This window comes from Pseudomonas sp. DTU12.1 (genome assembly GCF_009873475.1).
GTDB lineage: Bacteria > Pseudomonadota > Gammaproteobacteria > Pseudomonadales > Pseudomonadaceae > Aquipseudomonas > Aquipseudomonas proteolytica.
Window position 1 is genome coordinate 2151151 of sequence record NZ_CP045254.1, and the last position, 25406, is coordinate 2176556.

Below are 25406 nucleotides of genomic sequence, written 5' to 3' on the forward strand. Positions count from 1 at the left end.
GTGATTGCAATGCAACCTGTTGTGCCTGTGATCGGTCGCCTGGTGGTGGTCGGCCTGGGATTGATTGGCGGCTCCTTTGCCAAGGGCCTGCGTGAAAGCGGCCTGTGTGGCGAAGTGGTCGGTGTGGATCTGGACCCGCAATCGCGTCGGTTGGCGGTTGAGCTGGGGGTGGTGGACCGCTGTGAGGCGGACTTGGCCCTGGCATGCCAGGGCGCCGATGTCATTCAGTTGGCGGTACCGATCCTGGCCATGGAAAAACTGCTGGGGCTGCTGGCTGGCATGGACCTGGGCCAGGCGATCCTCACGGATGTCGGCAGTGCCAAAGGCAATGTTGTACGCGCGGCGCGGCTGGCGTTTGGCGGCATGCCGGCGCGGTTCGTGCCGGGGCACCCGATCGCTGGCTCCGAGCAGAGCGGGGTGGAAGCCTCCAACGCCCAACTGTTCCGTCGGCACAAGGTGATCCTCACGCCGTTGCCAGAAACCGATCCCGCCGCCTTGGCGGTGGTGGATCGGCTGTGGCGCGAGCTGGGGGCGGATGTCGAGCATATGCAGGTCGAGCGTCATGACGAAGTGCTGGCGGCGACCAGTCATCTGCCGCATTTGCTGGCCTTTGGCCTGGTCGACTCCCTGGCCAAGCGCAACGAAAATCTGGAGATTTTCCGTTACGCCGCCGGCGGTTTTCGCGATTTCACGCGGATTGCCGGGAGCGATCCGGTGATGTGGCATGACATATTTCTCGCCAATCGCGAGGCCGTACTGCGCACCCTAGACACCTTCCGCAGTGACTTGGATGCCTTGCGCGATGCGGTCGATGCGGGGGATGGGCACCAGTTGCTGGGTGTTTTCACCCGTGCACGGGTAGCGCGCGAGCACTTCAGCAAGATCCTGGCGCGGCGTGCCTATATGGACGCCGCTGTCAACGCTGACGATGTGGTGTTTGTCGCCAGCCCCGGTGGGCAATTGAGTGGCAAGATCCGGGTGCCGGGGGATAAATCCATTTCCCATCGCTCGATCATGCTCGGGTCGCTGGCGGACGGTATTACCGAAGTCGAGGGGTTCCTTGAGGGTGAGGATGCCCTGGCGACCCTGCAGGCGTTTCGCGACATGGGTGTGGTGATCGAAGGTCCGCACCACGGGCGAGTGACCATCCATGGTGTGGGCCTGCATGGCTTGAAGCCGGCCCCGGGGCCGATCTATCTCGGCAATTCGGGCACGTCCATGCGCCTGCTGTCAGGCTTGTTGGCGGCGCAGCGTTTTGACAGTGTGCTGACCGGCGATGCTTCGCTGTCCAAGCGGCCGATGAATCGCGTGGCCAAGCCGTTACGGGCGATGGGCGCGGTGATCGAAACCGGGCCGGAAGGCCGGCCACCGCTGACTATTCGTGGCGGGCAGTCGCTCAAGGGGTTGAATTACACGCTGCCGATGGCTAGCGCCCAGGTCAAGTCCAGCCTGTTGCTGGCTGGCTTGTACGCCGAAGGCCGGACGGCGGTGACCGAGCCTGCGCCCACCCGTGATCATACCGAGCGGATGTTGCGCGGTTTTGGCTGCCCGGTGGAGGTCGTTGACGCAACGGTGGCGGTTGAGTCGGGTCATGCACTGTCGGCCACGCGCATCGAAGTGCCGGGTGATATCTCTTCCGCGGCATTCTTCCTGGTGGCCGCCTCGATTGCCGAGGGGTCCGAATTGTTGCTGGAGCATGTGGGAATCAATCCTACCCGCACCGGGGTGATCGATATCCTGCGCCTCATGGGGGCCGATATCACCCTGGAAAACCTGCGTGAAGTGGGCGGCGAACCGGTTGCGGACCTGCGTGTACGCGCGGCACCGCTCAAGGGTATCGAGATTCCCGAAGCGCTGGTTCCGCTAGCTATCGACGAATTCCCAGTGCTGTTTGTCGCCGCCGCTTGCGCCCAGGGGCGCACGGTATTGCGTGGTGCCGAAGAGTTGCGGGTCAAGGAGTCTGACCGCATCCAGGTAATGGCCGACGGTCTGTTGGCGCTGGGTGTGAAGTGTGTGCCGACCCCTGATGGGATTATCATTGATGGCGGCGGCATGGCCGGGGGTGAAGTGCATGCCCACGGTGATCATCGGATCGCCATGGCGTTCAGTGTGGCGTCCCTGCGTGCCATTGCGCCGATTCGTATCCATGACTGTGCCAACGTAGCTACATCTTTTCCGAATTTTCTTACACTGTCTGCCCAAGTCGGCATTCGTGTAGCCCAAGAGGCTCAATTGTGAATATCAAAGCACCGGTGATTACCATCGACGGGCCGAGCGGCTCTGGCAAAGGCACCGTCGCAGGCTTGTTGGCCAAGCGTCTGGGGTGGTGTCTGCTGGACTCCGGGGCGTTGTATCGCCTGCTGGCTTTCGCCGCACGTAATCATGGCGTCGACCTGACCAATGAAGCATCGTTGGTATTGCTGGCGGCTCACCTTGACGTGCAGTTCGTCGGCGCGACCGAAGGTCATTCGCTGCGCATTATCCTGGAAGGAGATGACGTAACCGATGATCTGCGTAACGAGCAGGTTGGCTCCTGGGCTTCCCAGGTGGCCGCCTTGCCGGCCGTGCGTGATGCCTTGCTCCAGCGTCAACGGGCTTTCCAGGAGCCGCCGGGCCTTGTGGCCGATGGCCGTGATATGGGTACCGTGGTGTTCCCTGAGGCGCCGCTGAAGATTTTCCTGACGGCCAGTGCCGAGGAGCGGGCGCGCCGCCGTTACTTGCAGTTGAAGGGCAAGGTGGATGGTGTTAGTCTGTCGAGTCTGCTAGATGAGATTCGTGCGCGCGATGAGCGTGACACCCAGCGTGCGGTAGCCCCGCTCAAACCGGCGGCTGACGCCATACAGCTGGATTCCACGGAATTGTCCATCGAGCAGGTGCTGGAACGCATCTTGAGTGAAATCGCCCTTCGCGATATCGCCGGATGACTCAGAGGAAGTGCAGGGGACCAGTCCTAGACCTGCGCTTCTTCTCTTATATGAACGTAACCCACACCGTCTGGGGTGTGGCAGATGGGCGTATTCTTCGCCCTTATCAACAGGAATTAAAATGAGCGAAAGCTTTGCGGAACTCTTTGAAGAAAGCCTAAAAACCCTGAACCTTCAGGCTGGCTCCATCATCACCGGTGTTATCGTTGATATCGATTACCAAGCTCGCTGGGTAACCGTTCACGCTGGTCTGAAGTCTGAAGCACTCATCCCGCTTGAGCAGTTCTACAACGACGCTGGTGACCTGACTATCAATGTCGGTGACGAAGTTCACGTTGCTCTGGACTCGGTTGAAGACGGTTTCGGTGAAACCAAGCTGTCCCGTGAAAAAGCCAAGCGCGCTGAATGCTGGATTGTTCTCGAAGCAGCCTTCGCAGCTGAAGAAGTGGTCAAGGGCGTTATCAACGGTAAGGTTAAAGGCGGCTTCACTGTCGACGTTAACGGCATCCGTGCGTTCCTGCCAGGTTCTTTGGTCGACGTTCGTCCAGTGCGCGACACCACGCACCTGGAAGGCAAAGAACTCGAATTCAAGGTCATCAAGCTCGACCAGAAGCGCAACAACGTTGTCGTTTCCCGTCGCAGCGTGCTGGAAGCAGAGAACTCCGCTGAGCGTGAAGCTCTGCTGGAATCCCTGCAGGAAGGCCAACAAGTCAAAGGTATCGTCAAGAACCTCACCGATTACGGCGCATTCGTCGATCTGGGTGGCGTCGATGGCCTGCTGCACATTACCGACATGGCTTGGAAGCGTATCAAGCATCCTTCCGAAATCGTCAACGTTGGCGACGAGATCGATGTCAAGGTTCTGAAATACGATCGCGAGCGCAACCGTGTTTCCCTGGGCCTGAAGCAACTGGGTGAAGATCCATGGGTTGCTATCAAAGCCCGTTACCCAGAAAGCACTCGCGTAACTGCGCGTGTTACCAACCTGACCGACTACGGCTGCTTCGCAGAGCTGGAAGAAGGCGTGGAAGGCCTGGTACACGTTTCCGAAATGGACTGGACCAACAAGAACATCCACCCTTCGAAAGTCGTACAAGTCGGCGACGAAGTGGAAGTTATGGTTCTGGACATCGACGAAGAGCGTCGTCGTATCTCCCTGGGCATCAAGCAGTGCAAATCTAACCCATGGGAAGATTTCTCTGGCCAGTTCAACAAGGGCGATAAAATCTCCGGCACCATCAAGTCGATCACCGATTTCGGTATCTTCATTGGTCTGGACGGCGGCATCGACGGCCTGGTTCACCTGTCCGACATCTCCTGGAACGAAGTTGGCGAAGAAGCTGTTCGTCGTTTCAAGAAGGGCGACGAGCTGGACACCGTTATCCTGTCGGTTGACCCAGAGCGCGAGCGCATCTCCCTGGGTATCAAGCAACTGGAAAGCGATCCGTTCTCCGAGTACGTTCAAGAGAACGACAAGGGTGCAATCGTTAAAGGCATCGTGAAGGAAGTTGACGCTAAAGGCGCCATCATCACTTTGGGTGACGATATCGAAGCGACTCTGAAAGCCTCCGAAATCAGCCGTGATCGCGTTGAAGACGCTCGTAACGTTCTGAAAGAAGGCCAGGAAGTAGAAGCCAAGATCATCAGCGTTGACCGCAAGAGCCGCGTAATCCAACTCTCCATCAAGTCGAAAGACGAGATCGAAGAGAAAGAAGCAATCCAGAGCCTGCGCGACAAGCCAGCTACCTCTGACATTGCTTCGGGTCCGACCACTCTGGGCGACCTGTTGCGTGCACAAATGGAAAAACAGAACTAAGTTCTGTCAGACCATATAAAAAGGGCGACTTCGGTCGCCCTTTTTTGTGTCTGGGATTTGGCGGTTGGAGTGAGGTGCGTGGCCGGCAAGGCGTGATCGCCCTTGAGGCGTCTTACGGGGTGCGATCTTGTTATCCAGGCACTCCATGGGCTTTTCTGGGGAAAGGTCGCCAGCGCTATCCTGAGCCCGGCCTGCTCTGGTCCTGGGTCTGGTAAGGGTTAGCATAATTTGCGCAAGATAAGTCAAGCCACAGGCTGTTCAAATTCATCTGGTCATGCTAAAACCTTCGGAGCGCTTTTCCTAGCTGCTTGAAAAAGAAGGGAAAAATATGACGAAGTCGGAGTTGATCGAACGAATTGTCACCCATCAAGGGCTGCTCTCATCCAAAGATGTGGAGTTGGCCATCAAGACCATGCTTGAGCAAATGTCCCAGTGCCTGGCCACTGGTGATCGGATCGAGATCCGCGGCTTTGGCAGCTTCTCGCTGCACTACCGCGCTCCACGCGTGGGCCGTAACCCGAAAACCGGCCAGTCCGTCAGCCTCGACGGCAAATTCGTGCCTCATTTCAAGCCGGGCAAGGAATTGCGGGATCGAGTGAACGAAGACGAAGAAGAAAACGTCTGAGTTTTTTTGGGATAGGAGAAGTTTATGCGCGGTGTAAAGCGCGTCGCCCTGGTACTGATTGTGCTGATCGCCGCCTTGGCGATCCTGGCATTCGTACTGGAAAACCAGCAAGACGTCGCCCTGGCGTTCCTGGGGTGGTCTACGCCACAGCTGCCGGTTTCGGTGTTTGTGACGTTGGCGTTGATTGTTGGGATGCTGGTAGGGCCGTTTCTGAGTTTGCTGATCCGCCGTAAAAAGCGCCCAAAACCCGCGCTGTAGGGTTGGTTGCATGATGCATACCGTTTGTCGCTTGTATTGCAGGTTTAAGCCCTCTGTTGGGCGTTGGCTCTTTTAGCTGTAATGCGTAAGCGCTTCTCTGTCTTTAGGAAATAGTGGTGTTGGGACTGCGCTGAAGCATTTTTCATGCAACTTCCTCAATAAATAGGAATTGCCCTACAGTCATGTCAAGTCTTGTAATGTTATCGCGAGATGGCAAAATGCAACCTGTTCTCGATTCCAGTCATTTTGTGTGTCCAGGGCCTGGCAGCGACGCTAGGCTTTTTGGCCGACCCTTATAAGTATAAAAAACCACAAGATTGTCTGCATAACGAGCCCGCAGTTTCTCTTTGAAGGCAGGTTTTTGTTGTGAGTAGTAGCTTCCGCGCGCCCCCGGTTCCTCCATCCGACGAGATTGATCTCGTTGCGCTTTTTCAGGCTATCTGGAAGCAGAAAAGGTTAGTCATGGCCGCTACGGCAGGCGCCGGGCTTATTGCTGCGATCTACGCGTTTCTCGCGCCTCCTCAATATGAAGTCAGCAGTGTGTTGCGCCCGGCCGCAATCAATGAGCTGGATGCTTTGAATCGCTCCGAGATATATACACTTCCTCCCGGTGATGCTCTTGTCAGAGTGGGCGCGTCATTGGAATCCTACGATACTCGCTTGGGTTTTTTTCGTTCGAACCAGAAGCTGTTCAAGGCTTTTGAGCAGCCTGGCAGGACCTTGGAACAGAGTTTCGAAGAGTTCAACCGCAATTCTATTGAGCTCAGTCTTCCAGATCCCAAAAAAGCCAACTCGCTCAGTGCTTATATCAAGCTTGAGATGAGCTATCCGAAAGGCGTCGATGGTGTCGCCATTCTCAATGGTTTCATCGATTACGCGATTGCCACCGAGCGTGAGCAGATTGCGGCGGATTTGGACGTTATCGTAAAAAATCGACTGAACGAGCTCAAAGGCAAGATTGATGCTGCTCGCTCCAGCTATGAGGTTGATAAGGAGGCGAGGATCGCTGGTCTCAGGGAAACAGATAGCCTGCGGCGCGCGCAGTTGCAGGATGAACTCAAGGCGTTGCGTGCGCAGTTGAAGACCGGCCGTACTGATCGCGTGGCACAATTGAATGAGGCTATTGGGATTGCCAAGTCTTTGGGCATCAGAAAGCCCAGCACGCCTTCTTCTCTGGGTGAGTCAGACCGTAATGGTTCATCAAGCGTAATGCGTACTGAAATCAACAATCAGCAAATCCCTCTGTATTTCATGGGCTACGAAGCGCTTGAGGCTGAGCGTACTGCGTTGTTGCAACGTAAGTCAGATGATTTTACCGAAGGTCGTATCGCACAGATTGCCAAAGAGCTGCAGTTGCTCCAGTCCAATCGTGAGATTGAAGTACTGAACCGTCGTGAAAACGAGGATCTATTTCTGGCTGGTGTTCAGCCGGTACGGGCCGAAGTCGCCCGTTTGCGTAACCTGAGCATTGATATGAGCCGGCTGAAACTGGTGACTATTGATAAGCAGGCGCTGGAGCCTTTGCGTCCGGTCAAGCCGCAGAAGGCGTTGATTATCCTGCTGGGCCTGATTCTGGGTGGCTTTATCGGGGCCTTTATTGCTGTGATTCGTCATCTCGTCAAAACACGCCAGCCTCATTCGCAGTCGGTAGTACTGTCCGTGCAACCTGGCTCGCCGACGATGGTGGGTAGCGATGCCGGGTTGAACAAGCCGCAGTAGAGGGTTGCGCGATCGGCGTTGTGTTCTCCATGCAGAGCAAGATTTGATTTTATAAGGAAACTAGCCTGCTACGTGTTGTCTATAGCGCACCGGATAACTTTCTTATCGGCTGCAAGCCCCGGATGATGCCTTGAGTCAGCCGGTGTGGTTGGCATTTGTGACGCTGCGTCTTCCCGCTCGGTGCATTACGCATGAAAAAAAACGGCAGCGACCCGCGGCTGATGGCTCATAATCACGGGAGTCGATCAGCCGGGGCTGGGCAGTCTTCCTCCTGAGTCGAGTATCGCTTGCGTCGTGCAGGAGACCGTTGCAGCTGAGAGAGCTGCCGCGAAAAGTTTAAGTTTTCATATTGGCGATTTCGGATTGCCGGCTGCAGGCATTGAAATTGCTGCTCAATACCGAGAAGCTACGCGCTATTTTTCACCGGCCTACCCGTATGTTGGCTTGGTGTAATACAGATATTTAAGGAAGTTTTACAGATATGACGGACATCAAACGCAAAGGCATCATCCTCGCTGGTGGCTCCGGGACGCGTTTACACCCGTTGACACTGGGTGTATCCAAGCAAATGTTGCCCATTTTCGACAAGCCGATGATTTTCTACCCGTTGTCGGTGTTGATGTTGGCTGGCATGCGCGAAATCTTGATCATCTCAACTCCGGAAGACCTGCCATGCTTTAAAAAGCTTCTTGGAGATGGCAGTCAGTACGGCATCCAGCTCAGCTATGCCGAGCAACCCAGCCCGGATGGCTTGGCCCAGGCCTTCCTGATAGGCGAGGAGTTCATTGGTGAAGACCCTTGCTGTCTGATTCTTGGCGATAATATTTTCTATGGTCAGCACTTTTCCGACAACTTGCGCTCGGCCATGTCCCAGACATCCGGAGCGACAGTCTTTGGCTACCATGTATCAGATCCTGAGCGTTTTGGCGTTGTCGAGTTCGACGCCACCGGCCGCGCACTGAGCATTGAAGAAAAGCCAGTGAAGCCAAAGTCCAACTACGCAGTAACAGGCTTGTATTTCTACGACAATCGAGTTGTGGACATTGCCAAAAGCATCAAGCCATCCCCGCGCGGCGAGTTGGAAATTACTGACGTCAACCGTGCTTATCTGGATGACAAGTCGTTGACCGTCGAAATGCTGGGGCGTGGTTTTGCCTGGCTGGATACTGGGACCCACGAGTCGCTCCTAGAAGCGAGTCATTTTGTTCATACCATCGAGCACCGCCAGGGCCTGAAGGTCGCCTGCCTCGAGGAAATTGCATTCCATAAAGGTTGGATCTCCCCAGAGCAGCTGGGTGTCCAGGCTGAAAAGTTGAAGAAGACAGGCTATGGCCAGTACTTGCAAAAACTTCTGGAAGAGGCTTCCAAGGCATGAAACTGATTCAGACTGCTATTCCTGACGTTGTAATCATTGAACCTAAGATTTTTGGCGATGATCGCGGCTGGTTTATGGAGAGCTTTAACGAAGAGCGGTTTCATGAAGCACTTAAAGAACTAGGGTTGCCCGCTCCACGAGTGTTTGTCCAGGATAATCATTCCTGTTCTGCAAAGGGTGTACTGAGAGGACTGCACTTTCAGCGCGCCCCTCACGCTCAGGGCAAGCTCGTACGGGTGGTGAGGGGAGCTGCATATGATGTGGCGGTTGATATTCGGCCTGAGTCCAGTACATACCTGCATTGGGTCGGTGTAGAGCTAAACACTCAAAACAACTTAATGCTGTGGATTCCCGAGGGATTTGCTCACGGGTTTGTTGCCCTGGAAGATGACACGCACTTTTTGTATAAAACTACAGACTATTACGATAAAGACTCTGAAGGGGCGCTGCACTGGAGTGACGCAAGGCTTGGGATAAATTGGCCTGCGATCGGCGGCTTTAACGTTAGCGATAAAGATGACAAGGCTCCGACATCCGATAGCCTGTCGGAGAAGCAAGCATGAGTTTGATCAAATTTCTGGATATCACCTCCAAAGGTGATGAACGGGGCCAGTTGGTTGCGCTGGAATATGAAAATGATATTCCGTTTGAAATCAAACGCGTTTATTACCTCACCGATACAAAAGAAGGTGTTCCACGAGGGTTTCACGCGCACAAGGAACTGATGCAGGTGGCCGTGTGCGTTTCTGGGCGCTGCCTGATGAAACTCGACGATGGCGTGAACAAGGAGGAAGTGTGGTTGGACGCTCCTGACAAGGCTATCATCATCGACCGTATGATCTGGCGAGAAATGCATGACTTTACCCCGGATTGTGTCTTGCTGGTATTGGCAAGCGCCGTTTACGACGAGCGTGACTATATAAGGGATTACTCAGTGTTCAAAAGCCTTGTTAATCAATCCTAGAATATAGAGAACACACCCATTACTGGTGAGAACGGATGACTAACTAAGGCGATAGTTGAAGTGGGTCCAATCTCTAGCTCTATCAAAGTAAACGAGTGCTTGGTAAATGATAAAATTTCTTGATTTGAAGTCTGTGAATGATCTTTGTCGCGACGAGTTGGTAGCTGCTTGTACACGCGTTGTTGATTCCGGTTGGTATATCGGAGGGAAAGAACTGCAGGCTTTCGAGAATGAGTTCGCCCAATATTGCGGTGCCGAACACTGCATTGGCGTTGCCAACGGGCTCGATGCTTTGGTACTGGTCATTCGTGCCTGGAAGGAACTGGGCCACCTCAATGACGGTGATGAAGTTCTCGTGCCGTCCAATACCTACATCGCCAGCATCTTGGCCATTTCGGAAAACGGCTTGATTCCTGTATTGGTTGAGCCTGATCCGAAGACCTTCAATATTTGCCCGGTGAATGCAAAAGCAGCAATTACACCAAAAACCAAGATGATCCTGCCGGTTCACCTTTACGGTCGGCTGGCCGATATGCCGAAAATCATGGAGCTTGCTCATTCCCATGACTTGTTGGTCCTGGAAGATTCGGCGCAGGCGCATGGCGCGATGTTCGACGGAAAGAAGGCGGGTAGCTGGGGGCATGCGTCCGGATTCAGCTTCTATCCTGGAAAGAATCTCGGCGCATTGGGTGATGCCGGAGCGGTCACGACCAACGATGAAGTTTTGGCCAAGACTGTTCGTGCGCTGGGGAACTACGGTTCGCATGAAAAGTATAAAAACGTCTATCGTGGAGTGAACAGCCGGCTGGATGAAATGCAGGCAGCTTGCTTGTCGGTGAAATTAAAACACTTGGATAAACAAACTGCCTATCGTCGTGAAGTTGCAGAGCTATATAGCAAATCGATCACCAATCCGGTGATTACCTTGCCGGTGGATACCACATTCAAAGCCGCGACTAACGAATGTCATGTTTGGCATGTTTATACGGTGCTCTGCGATCAGAGGGATAATCTTCAAGCCCATCTAGCGGCTAAAGGCATACAGACACTCATTCATTATCCGATCCCGCCTCACCTCCAGAAGGCATATGCTGAGCTGAAGGATCAAGAGTTTCCAGTATCGACACAGATACATGAGCAAGTTCTCAGTTTGCCAATAGGGCCCACACTGTCTTTAGAGGAGGCTCGCGTTGTAATTGAAGCCTGCAATAGCTTTAAACCGGACTTCGTATGAATCTTGTTCGGACCAGCCTGTTAAATGGTATTGCTGTTGCCATTAAGATGCTTACCTTGCTGGGTCTCAACAAAGTACTGGCTATCTATGTAGGGCCGGCTGGATATGCCGCGATAGGGCAGTTCCAGAATGCGTTGCAGGTGATCACGATATTTACCGGTGGCGCCATTACCAATGGCGTCGTCAAGTACACTTCGGAGTATCATGAGCAGCCTGAGCAGCAGATAAAACTATGGAAGACAGCAGGGTTTGTAGCGATTCTGGGTAGTCTTGTCGTTGCGTTATTAGTCGCGTTATTTAATAAAGAACTGGCGTCACTGTTTCTTAAGGATGCTGCGCTGGGCGGTGTTTTTCTGTGGTTTGCCGGGGTGGTGGTTTTTTTCTCGCTGAACATATTATTGCTGGCGATACTGAACGGTCGAAAGGAAATCGTACTGTATATCGTAGCTAACATTGCCGGCAGCTTCTTATCGTTTGGTGTGACGTTTTACCTGGCTACTAGTTTTGGCCTGTATGGTGCGCTGATAGCTTTGGTGGTTTACCAGTCGATCAGTTTTGTTGTGACATTGTTGTTATGTCTAAGAACGCACTGGTTCAAACTTTCTTTCCTGTTTGGACGGCCCGACAAGCAGATTGCAAAAAAATTATTTGCCTTCTTCTTGATGGCTGTTGTTTCTGCCGCGTGTGCGCCCTTGGCACAAATGCTGGTTAGAAACCATATTGGAACAACGTATGGTTGGGAGATGGCCGGATATTGGGAAGCCATGTGGCGCCTGAGTGCTGCTTATCTATTACTGGTAACAACCACATTGAGCGTCTATTACCTGCCAAAGCTTTCTGAACTGAAAACGGCAGCCGAAGTAAAAACTGAAATTATCCAAGGCTATAAACTAATTTTTCCCGTTGCTCTGCTAGCCGCTGCTGCGATGTATGTGTTGCGAGACTTTGTGGTGGCCGTGCTGTTTACCTCAGATTTCTATCCTGTCCGGATGTTCTTTGCCGGACAAGTGGTGGGTGATTGCTTGAAAATATTCAGCTGGATTATGGCGTATGTCATGCTCAGTCGGGCCATGGTCAAGGTTTTCATCACCACTGAAATTGTGTTTTGCATCTCCTTGTATGTGTTGACCATAGCGTTCACGCAATGGTGGGGAGTCGAGGCTGCAACCTGGGCTTATGCGGTAAATTACGCGGTGTATAGTCTGGTTATGTATGTTTTCGTTTACCTAAGGCTTGATGATTATTTTCATAAGAAACTGGAACATCACGCTTGAAAAGACTATTTAAGGATTTTGAAGTTGCCATTTGTAAGACGACTGACCTGAATCAGGCGCTCACGTTGGCGAGTGCCTATGGCAACCTGCTTTGGTTTGCGGATGTAGGGATTCATGATGCTCCGCTTGTAGAGACGGACCTCATTGAGCGCTATCTTACGATGGGGGGCACAAGCTTCGCGGCAACGTCCAAAGAGCGTGGAGGGGTTTTGCATATTGTGAGCGAACCCTTCATGACCGGTGGTCATACTAGGTTAATGGAGAAACTTGCCTCCATGCATGCCGAGCCTGTGGATCTGTTGATCTCACGCCAGGCGGCGCCAGATGCCAAGGCCCAGGTTTGCAGATTTTTTGCCAACACCAGAGTCGTTAGTGCCACGTGTCCTATGGATGCGCTGACGGAGATGGTGTGTCTATTGTTGAGCTATGAAAAAGCCGTACTGCATATCCACCCTGACGATATTCTGGTCGTCGTTGCGTGCGGAGTAGCAAAACGTATTTCCGGGATTGAAGTGTTTTTTGTCAACCATGCCGACCACGTGTTCTCCTATGGGAGCTCGGTTGCAGACTATTACTTTGAGCTCAGTGGTCATGGTTGTCGCGTTGATTTGACCAAGCAAATTCAGGGTCGTAAGAGCTTCCTGGGTATCCCGATAAACGTCCCGTGTGGTGACATTGCCGTTGACTTCAAGCCAGAAAAACGAGCTCCGTTGCTTTTTATTTCTGCGGGCTCGGACATCAAGTACAAGCCTCGTAAAGGTTTCAGTATTTTCAAGCTGGTAGCGCGTATTCTTGATGAATACCCAACCTCCACATTCATGGTTATCGGCAGTGACGTCAAAAAAGCGTTCTGGTGGTGGCCGTTAAAACTTCGATATCGCTCTCGGCTGAGTATCAGGGCACACCTTGATTTTCGGAAGTACAACGAACTGGTCACCAAGGCGGACTTCTACGTCGATAGCCATCCGCTGCCAGGCGGAACCGCGTTTGCGGAGCAGTTTGTCAAAGGACAACGATGTATTGGGTTGACTTCCCCGGTTCAAGGCTACTCACCAGCGGACAGGCTGAAGCGGACCGATATCAATGCTGTCATGGACTCTATAGCGAACTACAGGCGCGACGAAGAGGTGCTTTTCGCTATTCAGAAAGTGAACGCCTATGAGTCGGTACAGGATCGCTATCTGAAATGTTTATACGACGGGCAGGTCTGCGCTAACCCATTGGACTCACACGGTGATTGGCCCGGAGATACAGCTTTTTTTGAGCAGGAAAATGGTTCCTTAAAGGTGGATATTGCTCTGGATACATTTTTGCTACTGTCCAGGCTTCAGCGGAATTTGGCTTGCCGCTTATTTGCGGCGCTATCTGTTGGGAAGAAAATAAAGCTACTGGCGAAGATGATGTTGGCGAGGAAATTTCGATGAATGCTGTTTTTGCTGGTCGAGCGCGGGTTTCCAATGACTAGTCGGATTGTAAGTTGGCTTTTGTTCTTCTATTGCCTGTCGACCGTGCTGGTGCCGGTATTTGTGCTGAATAAGTTGTTTTTTATACCGCTTTTTTTGATGGCGATTTATGTATTGTTGAGTAGGCCGCTTAGAACAGTAGCGCCAATTGTTGTGTTTTCAATATTTTTATATGGTTTCCTTCTCGGTTTGGTAGGCAATACAGATGCTGATTTTTCGCGGCAGATGCTCTTGGGAGCAGTCTCACTGTTTCTGATTTATTCCATCGCTGAGTTCAGGGTGGATATGAGTGCGATTGTCAAATCTGTAGGTGCTGTGTTCGCGCTTATCATGTGTATGTTTTCTTTTGTTTTGATGGTCGAACCAGGATCGCTTCTAGGTGTGAAGCTGCTCGACTTTTACAACCTCAATGAACTTGGATACTACGGCCTGCGCAGTTTTGGCGGGTTGGAAATGTTCATGCTGCATCATCGCTCCTCACCGTTTCTGTTGCTTCCTCTCTCGCTATTTTTTCTTGATTTTCTACAAGTCAAACGATTTTGGTCGCTCTTCTTCGTGGTTGTTATTTTAATGGCCGTGATCTGGTCTGCTTCCAGGGGGTTGATTGTAATGGCCGCTGTTTCCATGTTGGTACTGTATTTTTACAATAAAAATTGGTCTGCGCGGCTGTTGATGTTATGTGCCTTGGTACCCGTAATTATCATGGGCGTGGGCTATCTGTTAACTGAAACTAGTATGTTTAGTTCAGATGAGCAATCAAATAATATAAAAATTGGCCACATTATTTCGTTCCTGAGTGTGGCGGATTGGAAAATGTTGGTGTTTGGTAATGGTCTTGGATCATATTACTATACTGAAGGTTATGGCGAGTTGGCTGCCCAAACAGAAATTACGTGGATGGATTCTGTTAGGTATGTCGGGCTTCCATTGTCTCTTGTGTTGTTTGGGGTGCTGCTTTTTCCTAATCGAAAATATATAGCGAGCGTGCAGAGCTCTTCCAGTCGCCTAATAATATTTATGTACCTTTTGATGTCGTTGAGTAATCCGGTTCTTTTCAATTCGTTCGGGTTTCTGGTGATATTGTGGTACTGGTCTGTTGTGATAAAAAATCAAGAACCTTCGGCGTTGCACGCTGAAGTCAGGAGGTAAGTTGGATACTGTTGCAGCAATAGTCGTCGGTTATAATCCCGATATTGAGGTTCTTGATGAGTTGCTGACTTCCCTAGCAGCACAGGTTGAGTTTCTTGTGTTGGTCGATAACGGCGGGAGCGAAACATTTCTGGCGCAGGCACCTGAAGTGCGCGCACGGGTCAACTATGTCTCGCTCAACGGTAACAAGGGACTGGGTGCGGCGCTCAATACCGGCTTCGCAATGGCGATTGAGGCGGGGATGCAGTATGTCGTGACGTTTGATCAAGACAGTCATGCTGAACCCCATCTGATTGCGGGATTACAACATGCGATGACAAGCGCTCAGGCAAAGGATCCCAGCTGCATTGCGGTCAGCCCGGCATTTTTCGATCGTCGCGATGGAAAGAAAATAAATTTCCCTTTTTACAGCTCCGTCGGCGGTACGATCAAGCCTGTTTTCAGTTCTCATGATGAGCACGGTCTCGTGAAGGCTGATGCCCTCATTACCTCGGGCATGTTCATCAGTACTCGGGCGTGGATCGAAGGTATTCGCTATGACGAAGGCATGTTCGTCGACTTTACCGATACAGAGTGGTGCTTTCGGGTCCGTGACCAGGGCTACACCTTGTACGGTTGCCTGAATGTGGAAATGGGGCATGCACTGTCCGATGCTCCTCCTGTAAAGATATTTGGCTTGAGTTTTTTTAGATACTCTCCTGTGCGGCGTTATTTTTTCTTTCGTAATACCGTCGCTGTTTGCCGCATGCGCCATACGCCGACCTGTTGGAAAAGACGTCTCCTGTCTGCATTGATACTGCGTTTTTTCGTTAATCTGCTGATTGACGACAGTAAGCTCAAATCACTGAGAATGATGATCCGCGGTGCAGTCCATGGTTGGCAGAAAAAACTGGGTGGGGTGCGTTAAATGCTGTTTTTCGGACTCAGCTTTCCAGAAGTTGTTTTGGGGTCAAGTACTAAGGGTGGGTTCTAATGCAGCCACGTATTCTGGTTCTGCTCGCTGCGTATAACGGCATGCGTTGGATGGCCGAACAGGTCGATTCGATCTTGGGACAAGTTGGCGTATCCGTTTCGATTCTGATCAGCGTGGACAGCTCTAACGACGGCACCGAAGAGTGGGTCGATCAACTGTGCCAAAGAGACTCGAGAGTCAAATGCCTGGCCCACGGTGATACGTTCGGGGGCGCGGCACGAAACTTTTTCCGCCTGATCAATGAAGCGCCCACTGAAGGCTTTGACTATTTTTCATTCGCTGATCAGGACGACATCTGGCTTGCGGATAAACTTGCCAGTGCCACGCAGCACATGAGCGATATTGGGGCTGATGGCTACTCCGGTAACGTAACGGCATTCTGGCCCGAAGGTCGTGAGTCGATCATTGTCAAATCGCAGCCTCAGGTTGCGTTTGATCATCTGTTTGAGGCTGCCGGACCTGGATGTACTTACGTTTTTTCTCGGCGTCTGTTTGTTGCGCTTCAAGAACATATCAACGGTCGGTTTGCGCAGATTCAGGGTGTGACGCTGCATGATTGGTATTGTTATGCGTACAGCCGTTCACACGGGTTTAAGTGGGTGATCGATACCCAGCCTTATATGCGCTATCGCCAGCATGGTGGCAATCAGGTCGGTGTGAATAGCGGTTCGAAGGCGTTCAAAAAACGTTTGTCGCAAGTGTTCGACGGGTGGTGGCTGAATCAGGCTGCGCTGATCGCCGGCATGGTCGGTATGGCGGACGACCCTTTTGTCCGACGCTGGATCGGGCTGGGGCGCCTGGACCTGCTGCGTCTGGCGGCCAGTGCTGCGAAGTGCCGTCGACGCCCACGGGATAAGCTGGTATTCGGTGGTTTGTGTTTGGTGTTGGCGGTTTTGAGGCAAAAGAAATGACAACCCGGTTATTGGTCACTGGCAGCAGCGGTTTCGTCGGACGTCATCTAATTCGACAATTGCAGGGGCGTCCGGATCATCAGGTGCGTGCCCTTGTTCGTCGTCTGCCGGAGGTTTCGGCGACGGGTGTCGAGTACGTGGCGCTTCCTGATTTCTCGGCAGTGTATCCAGAGCATCCGGCACTGCACGGTATTGATGTTGTTGTTCACCTCGCGTCGCGCGTTCATGTCATGAACGACACCGAAGTGGATCCTCTTGCGGCGTTTCGACGGGTCAACGTCGAGCACACTATGGCGTTGGCCCGCAGCGCGGTGTCTGCAGGTGTCAGGCGTTTTGTGTTTGTCAGCTCGGTAAAGGTCAACGGTGAGCAAACCGCCTCGGGCCGGCCATTTCGCGAAACAGACCCACCGGCGCCAGTAGATCCTTACGGTGTATCCAAGATGGAGGCCGAGGACGCACTGAAGGCGTTAGCACTTGAGACTGGCCTTGAGGTAGTGATTATCCGGCCGGTTCTGGTGTATGGGCCGGGGGTCAAAGCGAACTTCGAAAGTATGATGAAGTGGCTGGTGAAGCGCGTTCCCCTTCCATTTGGTGCCATACGCAACCAGAGAAGCCTCGTTGCGTTGGACAATCTTGTGAGCCTGATCCTGACCTGTACGACTCACCCGGCTGCGTCCAATGAAACCTTTTTGGCGAGTGATGGGGAGGACGTATCGACAACCGAACTGTTGCGTAAACTTGCAAAAGCGTTGGGTGTTTCTGCAACGCTTGCACCGGTTCCGCAGTGGGTGCTGGTCTGTGGTGCGACGTTGGTAGGCAAAAAGGCGCTGTCCCAACGGCTTTGTGGCTCGCTGCAAGTCGATATTTCCAAAGCGCGTAAAGTGTTGGGTTGGCAGCCGCCACTGACACTGGAGCAAGGCCTTGAGGTCACTGCGCAACACTATTTCCGCGAGCGAACTGAATGAAGTACTGGTACATCTTTCCAATCGTTGCCTTGGTTTCTCTGGCACTGACTGCGCTCTTGCGTCAATACGCGTTACGCCGCAGCATCATTGATATTCCCAATGCCCGCAGTTCCCACACGGTCCCCACCCCGCGTGGCGGGGGAGTGGCAATTGTCCTGACATTTGCGCTCTCGCTCGTGTGGCTGGCATGTGTGCAACTGATAACGGTTGCTGAAAGTGCAGCGCTGTTAGGAGCCGGTTTGTTGATCGCGGTCATCGGGTTTATGGATGATCATGGTCATATCGCCGCTCGTTGGCGCCTATTGGGGCATTTTGCTGCCGCGATCTGGACTTTGTCGTGGCTGCAGGGACTACCGGCAATTACAGCTTTTGGCGTCACGTTTGATCTTGGTTGGGCAGGTCATCTCCTGGCCTTGTTTTATCTGGTCTGGATGCTGAATCTCTACAATTTCATGGACGGTATTGATGGTCTTGCCAGTCTGCAGGCCATCTGTGCCTGTCTCGGTTTGACGCTGATTTATTTTTTGAGCGGGGTCCCGTCGATGATGTGGGCACCCTTGTTGTTGAGTGTGTCTGTGGCTGGCTTCTTGTATTGGAATTTTCCGCCGGCCCGTATTTTTATGGGCGACGCCGGTAGTGGGTTTTTGGGCATCATTCTGGGGGGGCTCTCTATTCAGGCTGCCTGGGCCGGCAGCGAGTTTTTCTTTGCCTGGCTGATCATGCTGGGGGTCTTTATCGTGGATGCGACCTTTACCCTCATTAGACGGCTTGCCCGGGGCGACAAGGTCTATGAAGCCCATCGTAGTCATGCTTACCAATTTGCCAGCCGGCAATATGGGCGCCATCTTCCTGTCAGCCTCGCGGTAGCTGTCATTAATTTGGTCTGGCTGTTGCCATTGGCGTTGGCGGTGGCACTTTTCGGGTTGGACGCAGGGCTGGGTATTGTTATTGCCTATCTTCCCCTAGTGTTCCTGGCAGTCAAGTACAAGGCCGGGATAAGAGAGTAGCGCCGTTGGCGTGAAAATAGGGCAAGCGAATCAATGCGGTATTTAAAGTGGTTATCTCGGGAGTTCGGTTAGATGGGTGGCAGGGCAATGATCCAAGGACACAATGAGGAAGTAAAAAAAACAGACTCATTGGCATCCCATTTGAGCTACCGGCCCGATATCGATGGGTTACGTGCATTCGCGATCATTTCAGTTGTTTTGTATCACGCCTTTCCAGCCTATATGCGTGGCGGATTTATTGGTGTTGATATTTTTTTCGTTATCTCCGGTTATTTGATTTCAAGCATTATCTTCAAAGGCCTTGAGTCAGGTAATTTTAGTTTTCTTGATTTCTACAAGCGCCGGGTCAACCGTATTTTTCCTGCGCTGATCATTGTGCTACTCGCTTGTTGCGCAGTCGGTTGGTTTACGCTGATGGCGGCGGAGTTCAAGTTCCTGGGCAAACATGTCCTGGGTGGGATCGGGTTTATCCAGAATCTGGTCTTGTACAAGGAATCAGGCTATTTCGATACGTCTTCGGAACTGAAAATCCTGCTTCACCTCTGGTCGTTGGGCGTCGAAGAGCAGTTTTATATTCTGTTTCCCCTGGCGGCCTGGGTGTTGTGGCGTCGTCGGGTCCTGGTGCTACCGATCCTGATCTGCATGGCACTGATCTCCTTCGGCGCTGGCCTGTACAAGCTGTCGGTGAGCCCCTCCGCAGCTTTCTACATGCCGCAATACAGGTTCTGGGAAATCTTGTCGGGTAGCTTGCTCGCGTACTTTTCGGTGTTCGGCAAGTCGGTGACGGGTACCGCGAAAGGTTCATTGCGCTTCGGCAATTTTCTCTCCGTACTAGGGCTGGTGTTTCTGTTGGCCTCGGTTGTCCTGATTGATAAGTACAAGGCGTTTCCCGGCTTTTGGGCATTGATGCCAGTCTGTGGTGCGGTGTTGATGATTCTCGCGGGTCCACAGGCATGGCTCAACAGCCGGCTCCTTGCCAGCAAGCCTTTGGTATGGATTGGCCTGATCAGCTACCCTCTTTACCTGTGGCATTGGCCTGTCATTACCTTTATCCGGATCATCGGAGGTGATGAGTTAAATCTGGTCTCCGGCGTGTTTGCAGTAAGTGCCAGTATCTTGCTGGCTTATGTAACGTATAGGTTCCTCGAGTTACCGCTACGCAAGATCAGTCCTAGAGTGCCCAAGGCATCGGTCCTACTCGCCATCGGTGCTGCACTTGTAGTTCTCGGAGGTGTGACCTATGTGAAAAACGGCTTTATTGATCGTTTTGGGTTGCCGTCATCCCTCAAGGAGCGGGAAGGTTTTGCTCAATACTACGAGAACGCCTTGCCCGGCTGGGCGTATTCCAGCAAACACGGATTGTTTGAGAAATACAGATTCGAGTGCGACTTCTTTGACGTCAACAGTTATCGCGCGGGCAACGCGACCATGACGCCACGTCAGCAGATTGATGCGAGTTGCTACACTCCTGCCAGTAATACCAAGGTAATGGTCTGGGGAGACTCCCACGCCCAGCAATTTTCCTATGGCTTAAGAGAAGCGCTACCACAGGATATATCTCTTCTTCAGGTGGCCAGTTCAGGTTGCGAGGCAAACTTGCCGGGGCGCGCTACAGGCGGACGCAAATATTGTGACCGATCTAACGAGTTTGCATTGGAAGTGATGCGCAAGGAAAAGCCAGAAGTATTGGTGATTGCACAACTTGAAGGCCATGACTCGGTCAATAATCTGAAAGAGCTCACGCGCGTAGCAACCGAGTCTGGAGTTAAGAAAGTCATCGTTGTAGGCCCGGTTCCCCGCTTTGACCAAAACTTGTATCAGTTGGTCATCCGCAAGTATTGGTCGCAAACCCCGCGTCGGATATCCAGCAATCTTCTGCCTGTGCCGTTTGAGACTGATAAGCTGCTGACGCAGCAATATTCGAATGGTGCCGGTGGCTTCGAGTATCTGTCCGCGATCAGTGTGCTGTGTAATCAGGAAGGTTGTCTTACGTACCTGGGAGACGACCGGAAAACAGGGTTGGTGACGTTCGATTATGGCCATTTGACCCCCTTGGCTTCGGTGTATTTTTCCAAAAACGCCTTGGGGCCGCTGATCGTCAAAAAGCTGATTGAAACGGGTTACAGCGCGCGCTCGGCTAACTAGACAGACCGCACTGGCAGCTGAGAATCACCGGCTGCCAGTGGGATATAGACAATTAGGTAGAAGCGTTGATTGTCGTTTTTTTGGCTTGGATACTTAAGTCTGTATGATTTATAGGGCAGGAATCCCTGATGAGGTGCGAGAGCCATGGCTGCGTGCTTGTCTTCATACATCAGGGCAACGGGTGGAGTTCGCCGGTCGAGCGTTTTTTCAATTGTGTGTAGTAAGGGGTAGTCGGGAACAACATGGATAAATTACGGGCATATTTGCTGAGCCTTCCTCGCAGGCGCAAGCGCATCCTCCAGGTCATCGCCGACATCATCCTGGTCTGGCTCGCCCTCTGGATGGCGTTTGTTGTTCGTCTCGGGATCGATGAGTTGGTCAACCCCGTCGTCTTGCATTCATGGCTGTTCGTCAGTGCGCCAATCGTTTCCATCCCGCTGTTTATCCGTTTTGGCATGTATCGCGCCGTGATGCGGTATTTCGGTAATGATGCGCTTATTGCAATCATCAAGGCGGTCAGCCTGTCGGCGCTGATTCTTGGCGTTGTCGTCTATTGGTACAGCAACCACGAAAATGTGGTGCCACGCTCCATCGTGTTCAACTACTGGTGGCTCAGCCTGATCATGATTGGTGGTTTGCGCCTGGCTATGCGCCAGTACTTTCTGGGTGATTGGTTTGCAGCTGCCCAGCATGTACCGTTCACCAGTCGCGATGATGGCCTGACCAAGGTTGCGATCTACGGCGCAGGTGCTGCCGGCAATCAACTGGTTGCCGCGCTTCGCATGGGACGGGTCATGCGTCCAGTAGCGTTTATCGATGACGACAGCAGTATTTCCGATCGCGTCATCTCCGGCCTCCAGGTGTTCAAACCCAAGCATATTCAACAGATGATCGATGCCACGGGAGCCCAGGAAATCCTGTTGGCTATTCCGTCGTCCAATCGTGCGCGGCGTCGCGAGATTCTCGGCCTGCTAGAAGGGTTCCCGTTGCACGTACGTAGCGTGCCGGGCTTCATGGATCTTGCCAGTGGCCGGGTGAAGGTCGATGACATTCAGGAAGTAGACATTGCCGACTTGCTGGGGCGTGATGCCGTGCCTGCCCAGGGTGACCTGCTGGAGCATTGCATTAAGGGGCAGAGCGTCCTGGTGACAGGGGCGGGTGGCTCTATTGGTTCAGAGCTTTGCCGGCAGATCCTGGCGTTGCGTCCTACTACTTTGCTGCTGTTCGAGCACAGTGAGTTCAACCTTTACAGCATCCTGTCCGAGCTTGAGCAACGCATCACCCGTGAGTCGCTGCCTGTTCGTTTGCTACCCATCCTGGGCTCGGTACGCAACCAGGCAAAATTGCTCGACGTGATGAAGACCTGGCATGTTGATACGGTCTACCATGCGGCCGCCTACAAACATGTGCCGATGGTTGAGCACAACATTGCCGAGGGTGTGCTGAACAATGTCATTGGTACATTGAATACCGCCCAGGCGGCGCTTCAGGCGGGGGTCTCCAACTTTGTTCTGATCTCCACGGACAAGGCCGTGCGCCCAACCAATGTCATGGGCAGTACCAAGCGTTTGGCCGAGTTGACGTTGCAGGCCTTGAGCCGTGAGTTGGCACCGGTATTGTTTGGCGACAAGTCCAACATTTCCCGGGTCAACAAGACTCGCTTCACCATGGTTCGTTTTGGCAATGTACTAGGTTCGTCTGGCTCGGTTATTCCGTTATTTCACAAGCAGATCAAGTCAGGTGGGCCGCTAACGGTCACTCATCCGAAGATTACGCGTTACTTCATGACCATTCCTGAAGCGGCCCAGTTAGTGATCCAGGCAGGCTCAATGGGGCAGGGGGGGGATGTATTCGTGCTTGATATGGGCGAGCCGGTGAGAATCGTCGAGCTGGCAGAGAAGATGATTCACCTGTCCGGCCTGAGTGTTCGCTCGGATAAGAACCCCCATGGTGATATCGCCATTGAGTTTACAGGGCTACGTCCCGGTGAAAAGCTTTACGAGGAGTTGCTGATTGGCGACAACGTCGTGGCCACCCAGCATCCGATGATCATGAGTGCCAACGAGGATCATCTGGATTGGGAGATACTCAAAGGGAAGCTGGCAGAGCTGCTGGCGGCGGTTGATGCAGACGACTACAGCAGGGTCCGTCAACTGCTACGCGATACGGTCAGTGGGTATGCGCCGGATGGCGAGATCGTGGACTGGATCTACCAGCAGCGTCGCCTGGAGCCTTGAGGCGCGGCCTGGCTCATCAGTGAAGCCTATGAAAAGGTTTATTGATGAGCCAGCGTCAACAGGGTTTACGAAAACTCCTTGATCCATTCAGCAACGGCTTTCTCTGGATAGCCGCGGTGGAAATGTCGACGCCATGGATAGGCGTGGTTCCCCGAACCATCCTTCAATTTGATCTTCTCCGTGCCACAAATAAACTTTGCGGGCGAGCCGGCAACCACTGCATCTGGATTGACGTCTTTGTTCACGGAGCTGTGGGCACCTACCAGGGCACCTTTTTTGACGGTAACGCCGGGCAATATGACCGACATGGTGGCGATGACCGCGAAGTCTTCGATCGTTACACCGGCCATCACTTCACTCGGCGGATGAGGGTCGTTGGTCAGTACCACGTAGGGGAAGATCCAGACGTAGTTGCCCACCGTCGAGTGCTGCCCAATGTGAACATTACTGTGGCATTTGACATAGTCGCCAATCTCGCAGTGGCCTTGGATATCGCCCAATGTGCCAATCTGGAAACCGTCCCCGGCTGTTGTCAGCTCTCTTATTGTAACTCGATGGCCTGTAACTAGTTTTTCACCAAAGGTCGAACCTTCATAGAATACGCTGTGCGACCGGATGACTGCGCTTTTACCAATGATCAGTGGGCGTCCATTTGCAAGCTTTGTCGGCAAGCCTATTTCGCAATATGCACCGATCTCGGTGTTATCACCGATAACGACATTTTTATGAATAATACTGTAAGGGCCAATGCTGACATTGTTCCCGAGCTTTGCACCGTCATCTATGATTGCAGTTGCATGTATCATTGAAATCCTCCTGACAACGTACTTGAAACTAAACAAGTACCTTGTTTGCGAATTAGTATTTGTAAAAGCCCTGTCCTGTTTTTCTACCGAGATGATTAGCTCTAACCATTTTTCTCAGCAGGGCATGGGCGCGATATTTTGGATCGCCTGTTTCATTATGCAATGTTTCCATAATCGAGAGATTCACATCATTGCCGATCAGATCTGCAAGTGCCAACGGGCCTATTGGATGGTTGGCGCCGTAGCGCATCGCCTTATCAATTTCTTCGGCTGTGGCGACGCCCTCTGCGAGAATACCAATGGCCTCGTTGATCATAGGAATCAACATTCGATTGACGATGAACCCTGGAGCTTCGTTAACAATTACAGGCTCTTTGCCCAAACCCTTGGAGAAATTGACCGCCCAATCCAGCGTGGCGCTTGAAGTGGCCAATCCCGCGATAACTTCAGTCAGTTTCATGACCGGCGCCGGATTGAAAAAATGCAGGCCTACTACGTTTTGAGGGTAGGTGCACAGCGCAGCAAGACCAGTGATGGAGAGCGATGAGGTGTTTGAAGCCAGAACCATGTCGGGTGACGAGATGGTCGAAAGTTCTTTGAATATTGCTTGTTTGGCATCCATGTTCTCTGCAATAGCTTCAATGATCAGCTTCGAGTCAGACAGGGAAGTGTAATGTTCAACAGTAACTATTTTTTCGCGGTATTGGTGGGCGAGTGATTCTTCGAGTCGCCCTTTTTTAACTTGACGATTCCATTGGTTTTCCAACTCAACTAGAGAGTCATTGACAGAAGCTAGGTTGCGCCCTTTCCAGAATACGGTCGAGATTTGATTCGACTGCGCGAGGATCTGTACTATTCCTTTACCCATAGTGCCTGTTCCAATTACCGCTACAGAGTACAGGTCTGTCGACATTCGCATTTCGTCCCGGCTCGCTTCTTTTCGAAAAATTCCATGATATCCAATTCACCTGGCAAGATGAAGCAATCAGTGCGTGCTCCGACACAGGGCGTTTAGATAAGCGTTGATATTTTTTTGGCAGGTGTTGATTGTGCCTTGCCCGTTCAGCCCTTTGCCTGGTGGGCGGCTGAGGCGGGAGGCGCATATTTTAGGCTGGCATATATTGTAACTCACCCATTTTTGACTATCCCCCCACATCGCCTAAGTTTGAAAAGCAGCTTCGGAAAGCTGCTTTTCCCACTGATGTCATGGAGCGTCTCTAATGCGTAAATCCGTTTTATCCTCCCTGGTTTTTGCCGTCCTCACCAGCCTGTCAGTCGCGGCCTTCGCCGCTCCATCGGCCAAGCCCGAAGCGCCAGTGTCGGTAGCGGCCCAGGCAGACAGAAGCGAACAGCCAACCCCAAAAATCAACCTCAACGCAGCAGACGCTGAAACCCTGCGCCGCGATCTGTTCGGTATTGGCGCCGCCAAGGCCAAGGCGATCATCGCTTATCGCGAGTCCAATGGATCGTTCACGGCGGTGGATGAGTTGCTGGAGGTGAAGGGGATTGGCAAGTCGCTGCTGGAGAAGAATCGCGACAGGCTGGAGGTTAAGTAATCAAA

Annotated in this window: 22 protein-coding genes; 20 read left to right on the top strand and 2 right to left on the bottom strand. The window is 52.5% G+C overall.

Features of this window, described 5'->3' with window-relative positions; all coding sequences use genetic code 11:
* Window positions 1-27 precede the first annotated feature (27 nt).
* The 19 genes from GDV60_RS09610 (at window position 28) to GDV60_RS09700 (ending at window position 23039) form a co-directional block, all read left to right on the top strand.
* Complete coding sequence (locus tag GDV60_RS09610) at window positions 28-2238, top strand: bifunctional prephenate dehydrogenase/3-phosphoshikimate 1-carboxyvinyltransferase (protein WP_159909199.1); 2211 nt, start codon at window positions 28-30, stop codon at window positions 2236-2238.
* The gene (gene cmk, locus GDV60_RS09615; RefSeq protein WP_029298696.1) at window positions 2235-2924 is read left to right on the top strand and encodes a (d)CMP kinase; all 690 of its coding nucleotides are present in this window, start codon (window positions 2235-2237) and stop codon (window positions 2922-2924) included. The genes GDV60_RS09610 and cmk overlap by 4 nt, the downstream gene beginning before the upstream one ends.
* A 121-nt stretch (window positions 2925-3045) precedes the next feature.
* Window positions 3046-4740 (top strand): 30S ribosomal protein S1, encoded by a 1695-nt coding sequence (rpsA, locus tag GDV60_RS09620; protein WP_029298694.1) that lies wholly within the window; start codon window positions 3046-3048, stop codon window positions 4738-4740.
* 328 nt (window positions 4741-5068) lie between these two features.
* A complete protein-coding gene (ihfB, locus tag GDV60_RS09625; RefSeq protein WP_017848846.1) occupies window positions 5069-5365 on the top strand; it encodes an integration host factor subunit beta in 297 nt (98 codons plus the stop codon).
* A gap of 24 nt (window positions 5366-5389) precedes the next feature.
* Window positions 5390-5623, top strand: coding sequence for a lipopolysaccharide assembly protein LapA domain-containing protein (locus GDV60_RS09630; protein ID WP_159906959.1), 234 nt, complete (start codon window positions 5390-5392; stop codon window positions 5621-5623).
* A gap of 366 nt (window positions 5624-5989) precedes the next feature.
* Window positions 5990-7342, top strand: coding sequence for a Wzz/FepE/Etk N-terminal domain-containing protein (locus tag GDV60_RS09635; RefSeq protein WP_159906961.1), 1353 nt, complete (start codon window positions 5990-5992; stop codon window positions 7340-7342).
* A 481-nt stretch (window positions 7343-7823) separates the two neighbouring features.
* Window positions 7824-8717 carry a glucose-1-phosphate thymidylyltransferase RfbA gene (gene rfbA, locus GDV60_RS09640; protein WP_159906963.1) on the top strand — a complete coding sequence of 298 codons (894 nt, stop codon included), beginning with the start codon at window positions 7824-7826 and terminating at the stop codon, window positions 8715-8717.
* Window positions 8714-9280: a dTDP-4-dehydrorhamnose 3,5-epimerase gene (gene rfbC / locus GDV60_RS09645; RefSeq protein ID WP_159906965.1), complete on the top strand. Its 567-nt coding sequence runs from the start codon at window positions 8714-8716 to the stop codon at window positions 9278-9280. Before rfbA ends, rfbC begins: the two co-directional genes overlap by 4 nt.
* Window positions 9277-9681 carry an FdtA/QdtA family cupin domain-containing protein gene (locus GDV60_RS09650; RefSeq protein WP_159906967.1) on the top strand — a complete coding sequence of 135 codons (405 nt, stop codon included), beginning with the start codon at window positions 9277-9279 and terminating at the stop codon, window positions 9679-9681. Before rfbC ends, GDV60_RS09650 begins: the two co-directional genes overlap by 4 nt.
* Before the next feature lie 106 nt (window positions 9682-9787).
* A complete protein-coding gene (locus GDV60_RS09655; protein WP_159906969.1) occupies window positions 9788-10915 on the top strand; it encodes a DegT/DnrJ/EryC1/StrS aminotransferase family protein in 1128 nt (375 codons plus the stop codon).
* Window positions 10912-12189 (top strand): O-antigen translocase, encoded by a 1278-nt coding sequence (locus GDV60_RS09660; protein WP_159906971.1) that lies wholly within the window; start codon window positions 10912-10914, stop codon window positions 12187-12189. The genes GDV60_RS09655 and GDV60_RS09660 overlap by 4 nt, the downstream gene beginning before the upstream one ends.
* Window positions 12186-13613 (top strand): hypothetical protein, encoded by a 1428-nt coding sequence (locus tag GDV60_RS09665; RefSeq protein WP_159906973.1) that lies wholly within the window; start codon window positions 12186-12188, stop codon window positions 13611-13613. The genes GDV60_RS09660 and GDV60_RS09665 overlap by 4 nt, the downstream gene beginning before the upstream one ends.
* On the top strand, window positions 13614-14801 hold the full coding sequence (locus GDV60_RS09670) for a hypothetical protein (RefSeq protein ID WP_159906975.1): 1188 nt from the start codon (window positions 13614-13616) through the stop codon (window positions 14799-14801).
* A 1-nt stretch (window position 14802) separates the two neighbouring features.
* Window positions 14803-15708 (top strand): glycosyltransferase family 2 protein, encoded by a 906-nt coding sequence (locus GDV60_RS09675; RefSeq protein WP_159906977.1) that lies wholly within the window; start codon window positions 14803-14805, stop codon window positions 15706-15708.
* Between the two features lie 65 nt (window positions 15709-15773).
* The gene (locus tag GDV60_RS09680) at window positions 15774-16685 is read left to right on the top strand and encodes a glycosyltransferase (protein ID WP_159906979.1); all 912 of its coding nucleotides are present in this window, start codon (window positions 15774-15776) and stop codon (window positions 16683-16685) included.
* Window positions 16682-17650 carry an SDR family oxidoreductase gene (locus GDV60_RS09685; protein WP_159906981.1) on the top strand — a complete coding sequence of 323 codons (969 nt, stop codon included), beginning with the start codon at window positions 16682-16684 and terminating at the stop codon, window positions 17648-17650. The genes GDV60_RS09680 and GDV60_RS09685 overlap by 4 nt, the downstream gene beginning before the upstream one ends.
* Complete coding sequence (locus tag GDV60_RS09690) at window positions 17647-18657, top strand: glycosyltransferase family 4 protein (RefSeq protein ID WP_159906983.1); 1011 nt, start codon at window positions 17647-17649, stop codon at window positions 18655-18657. The genes GDV60_RS09685 and GDV60_RS09690 overlap by 4 nt, the downstream gene beginning before the upstream one ends.
* Window positions 18658-18744: 87 nt before the next feature.
* Window positions 18745-20802, top strand: a complete 2058-nt coding sequence (locus GDV60_RS09695) for an acyltransferase family protein (protein ID WP_159906985.1) — start codon at window positions 18745-18747, stop codon at window positions 20800-20802.
* Window positions 20803-21044: 242 nt separating this feature from the next.
* On the top strand, window positions 21045-23039 hold the full coding sequence (locus tag GDV60_RS09700; RefSeq protein ID WP_159906987.1) for a nucleoside-diphosphate sugar epimerase/dehydratase: 1995 nt from the start codon (window positions 21045-21047) through the stop codon (window positions 23037-23039).
* Between the two features lie 65 nt (window positions 23040-23104).
* Here the strand turns inward: GDV60_RS09700 and GDV60_RS09705 are convergent, their stop codons facing one another.
* Both GDV60_RS09705 and GDV60_RS09710 read right to left on the bottom strand, forming a co-directional pair.
* On the bottom strand, window positions 23105-23845 hold the full coding sequence (locus GDV60_RS09705) for an acyltransferase (protein WP_104911966.1): 741 nt from the start codon (window positions 23843-23845) through the stop codon (window positions 23105-23107).
* Window positions 23846-23897: 52 nt separating this feature from the next.
* A complete protein-coding gene (locus GDV60_RS09710; RefSeq protein WP_104912652.1) occupies window positions 23898-24758 on the bottom strand; it encodes a 3-hydroxyacyl-CoA dehydrogenase family protein in 861 nt (286 codons plus the stop codon).
* 307 nt (window positions 24759-25065) lie between these two features.
* Between GDV60_RS09710 and GDV60_RS09715 the strand changes: the two genes are divergently transcribed.
* A complete protein-coding gene (locus GDV60_RS09715; RefSeq protein ID WP_092235166.1) occupies window positions 25066-25401 on the top strand; it encodes a helix-hairpin-helix domain-containing protein in 336 nt (111 codons plus the stop codon).
* Window positions 25402-25406 lie beyond the last annotated feature (5 nt).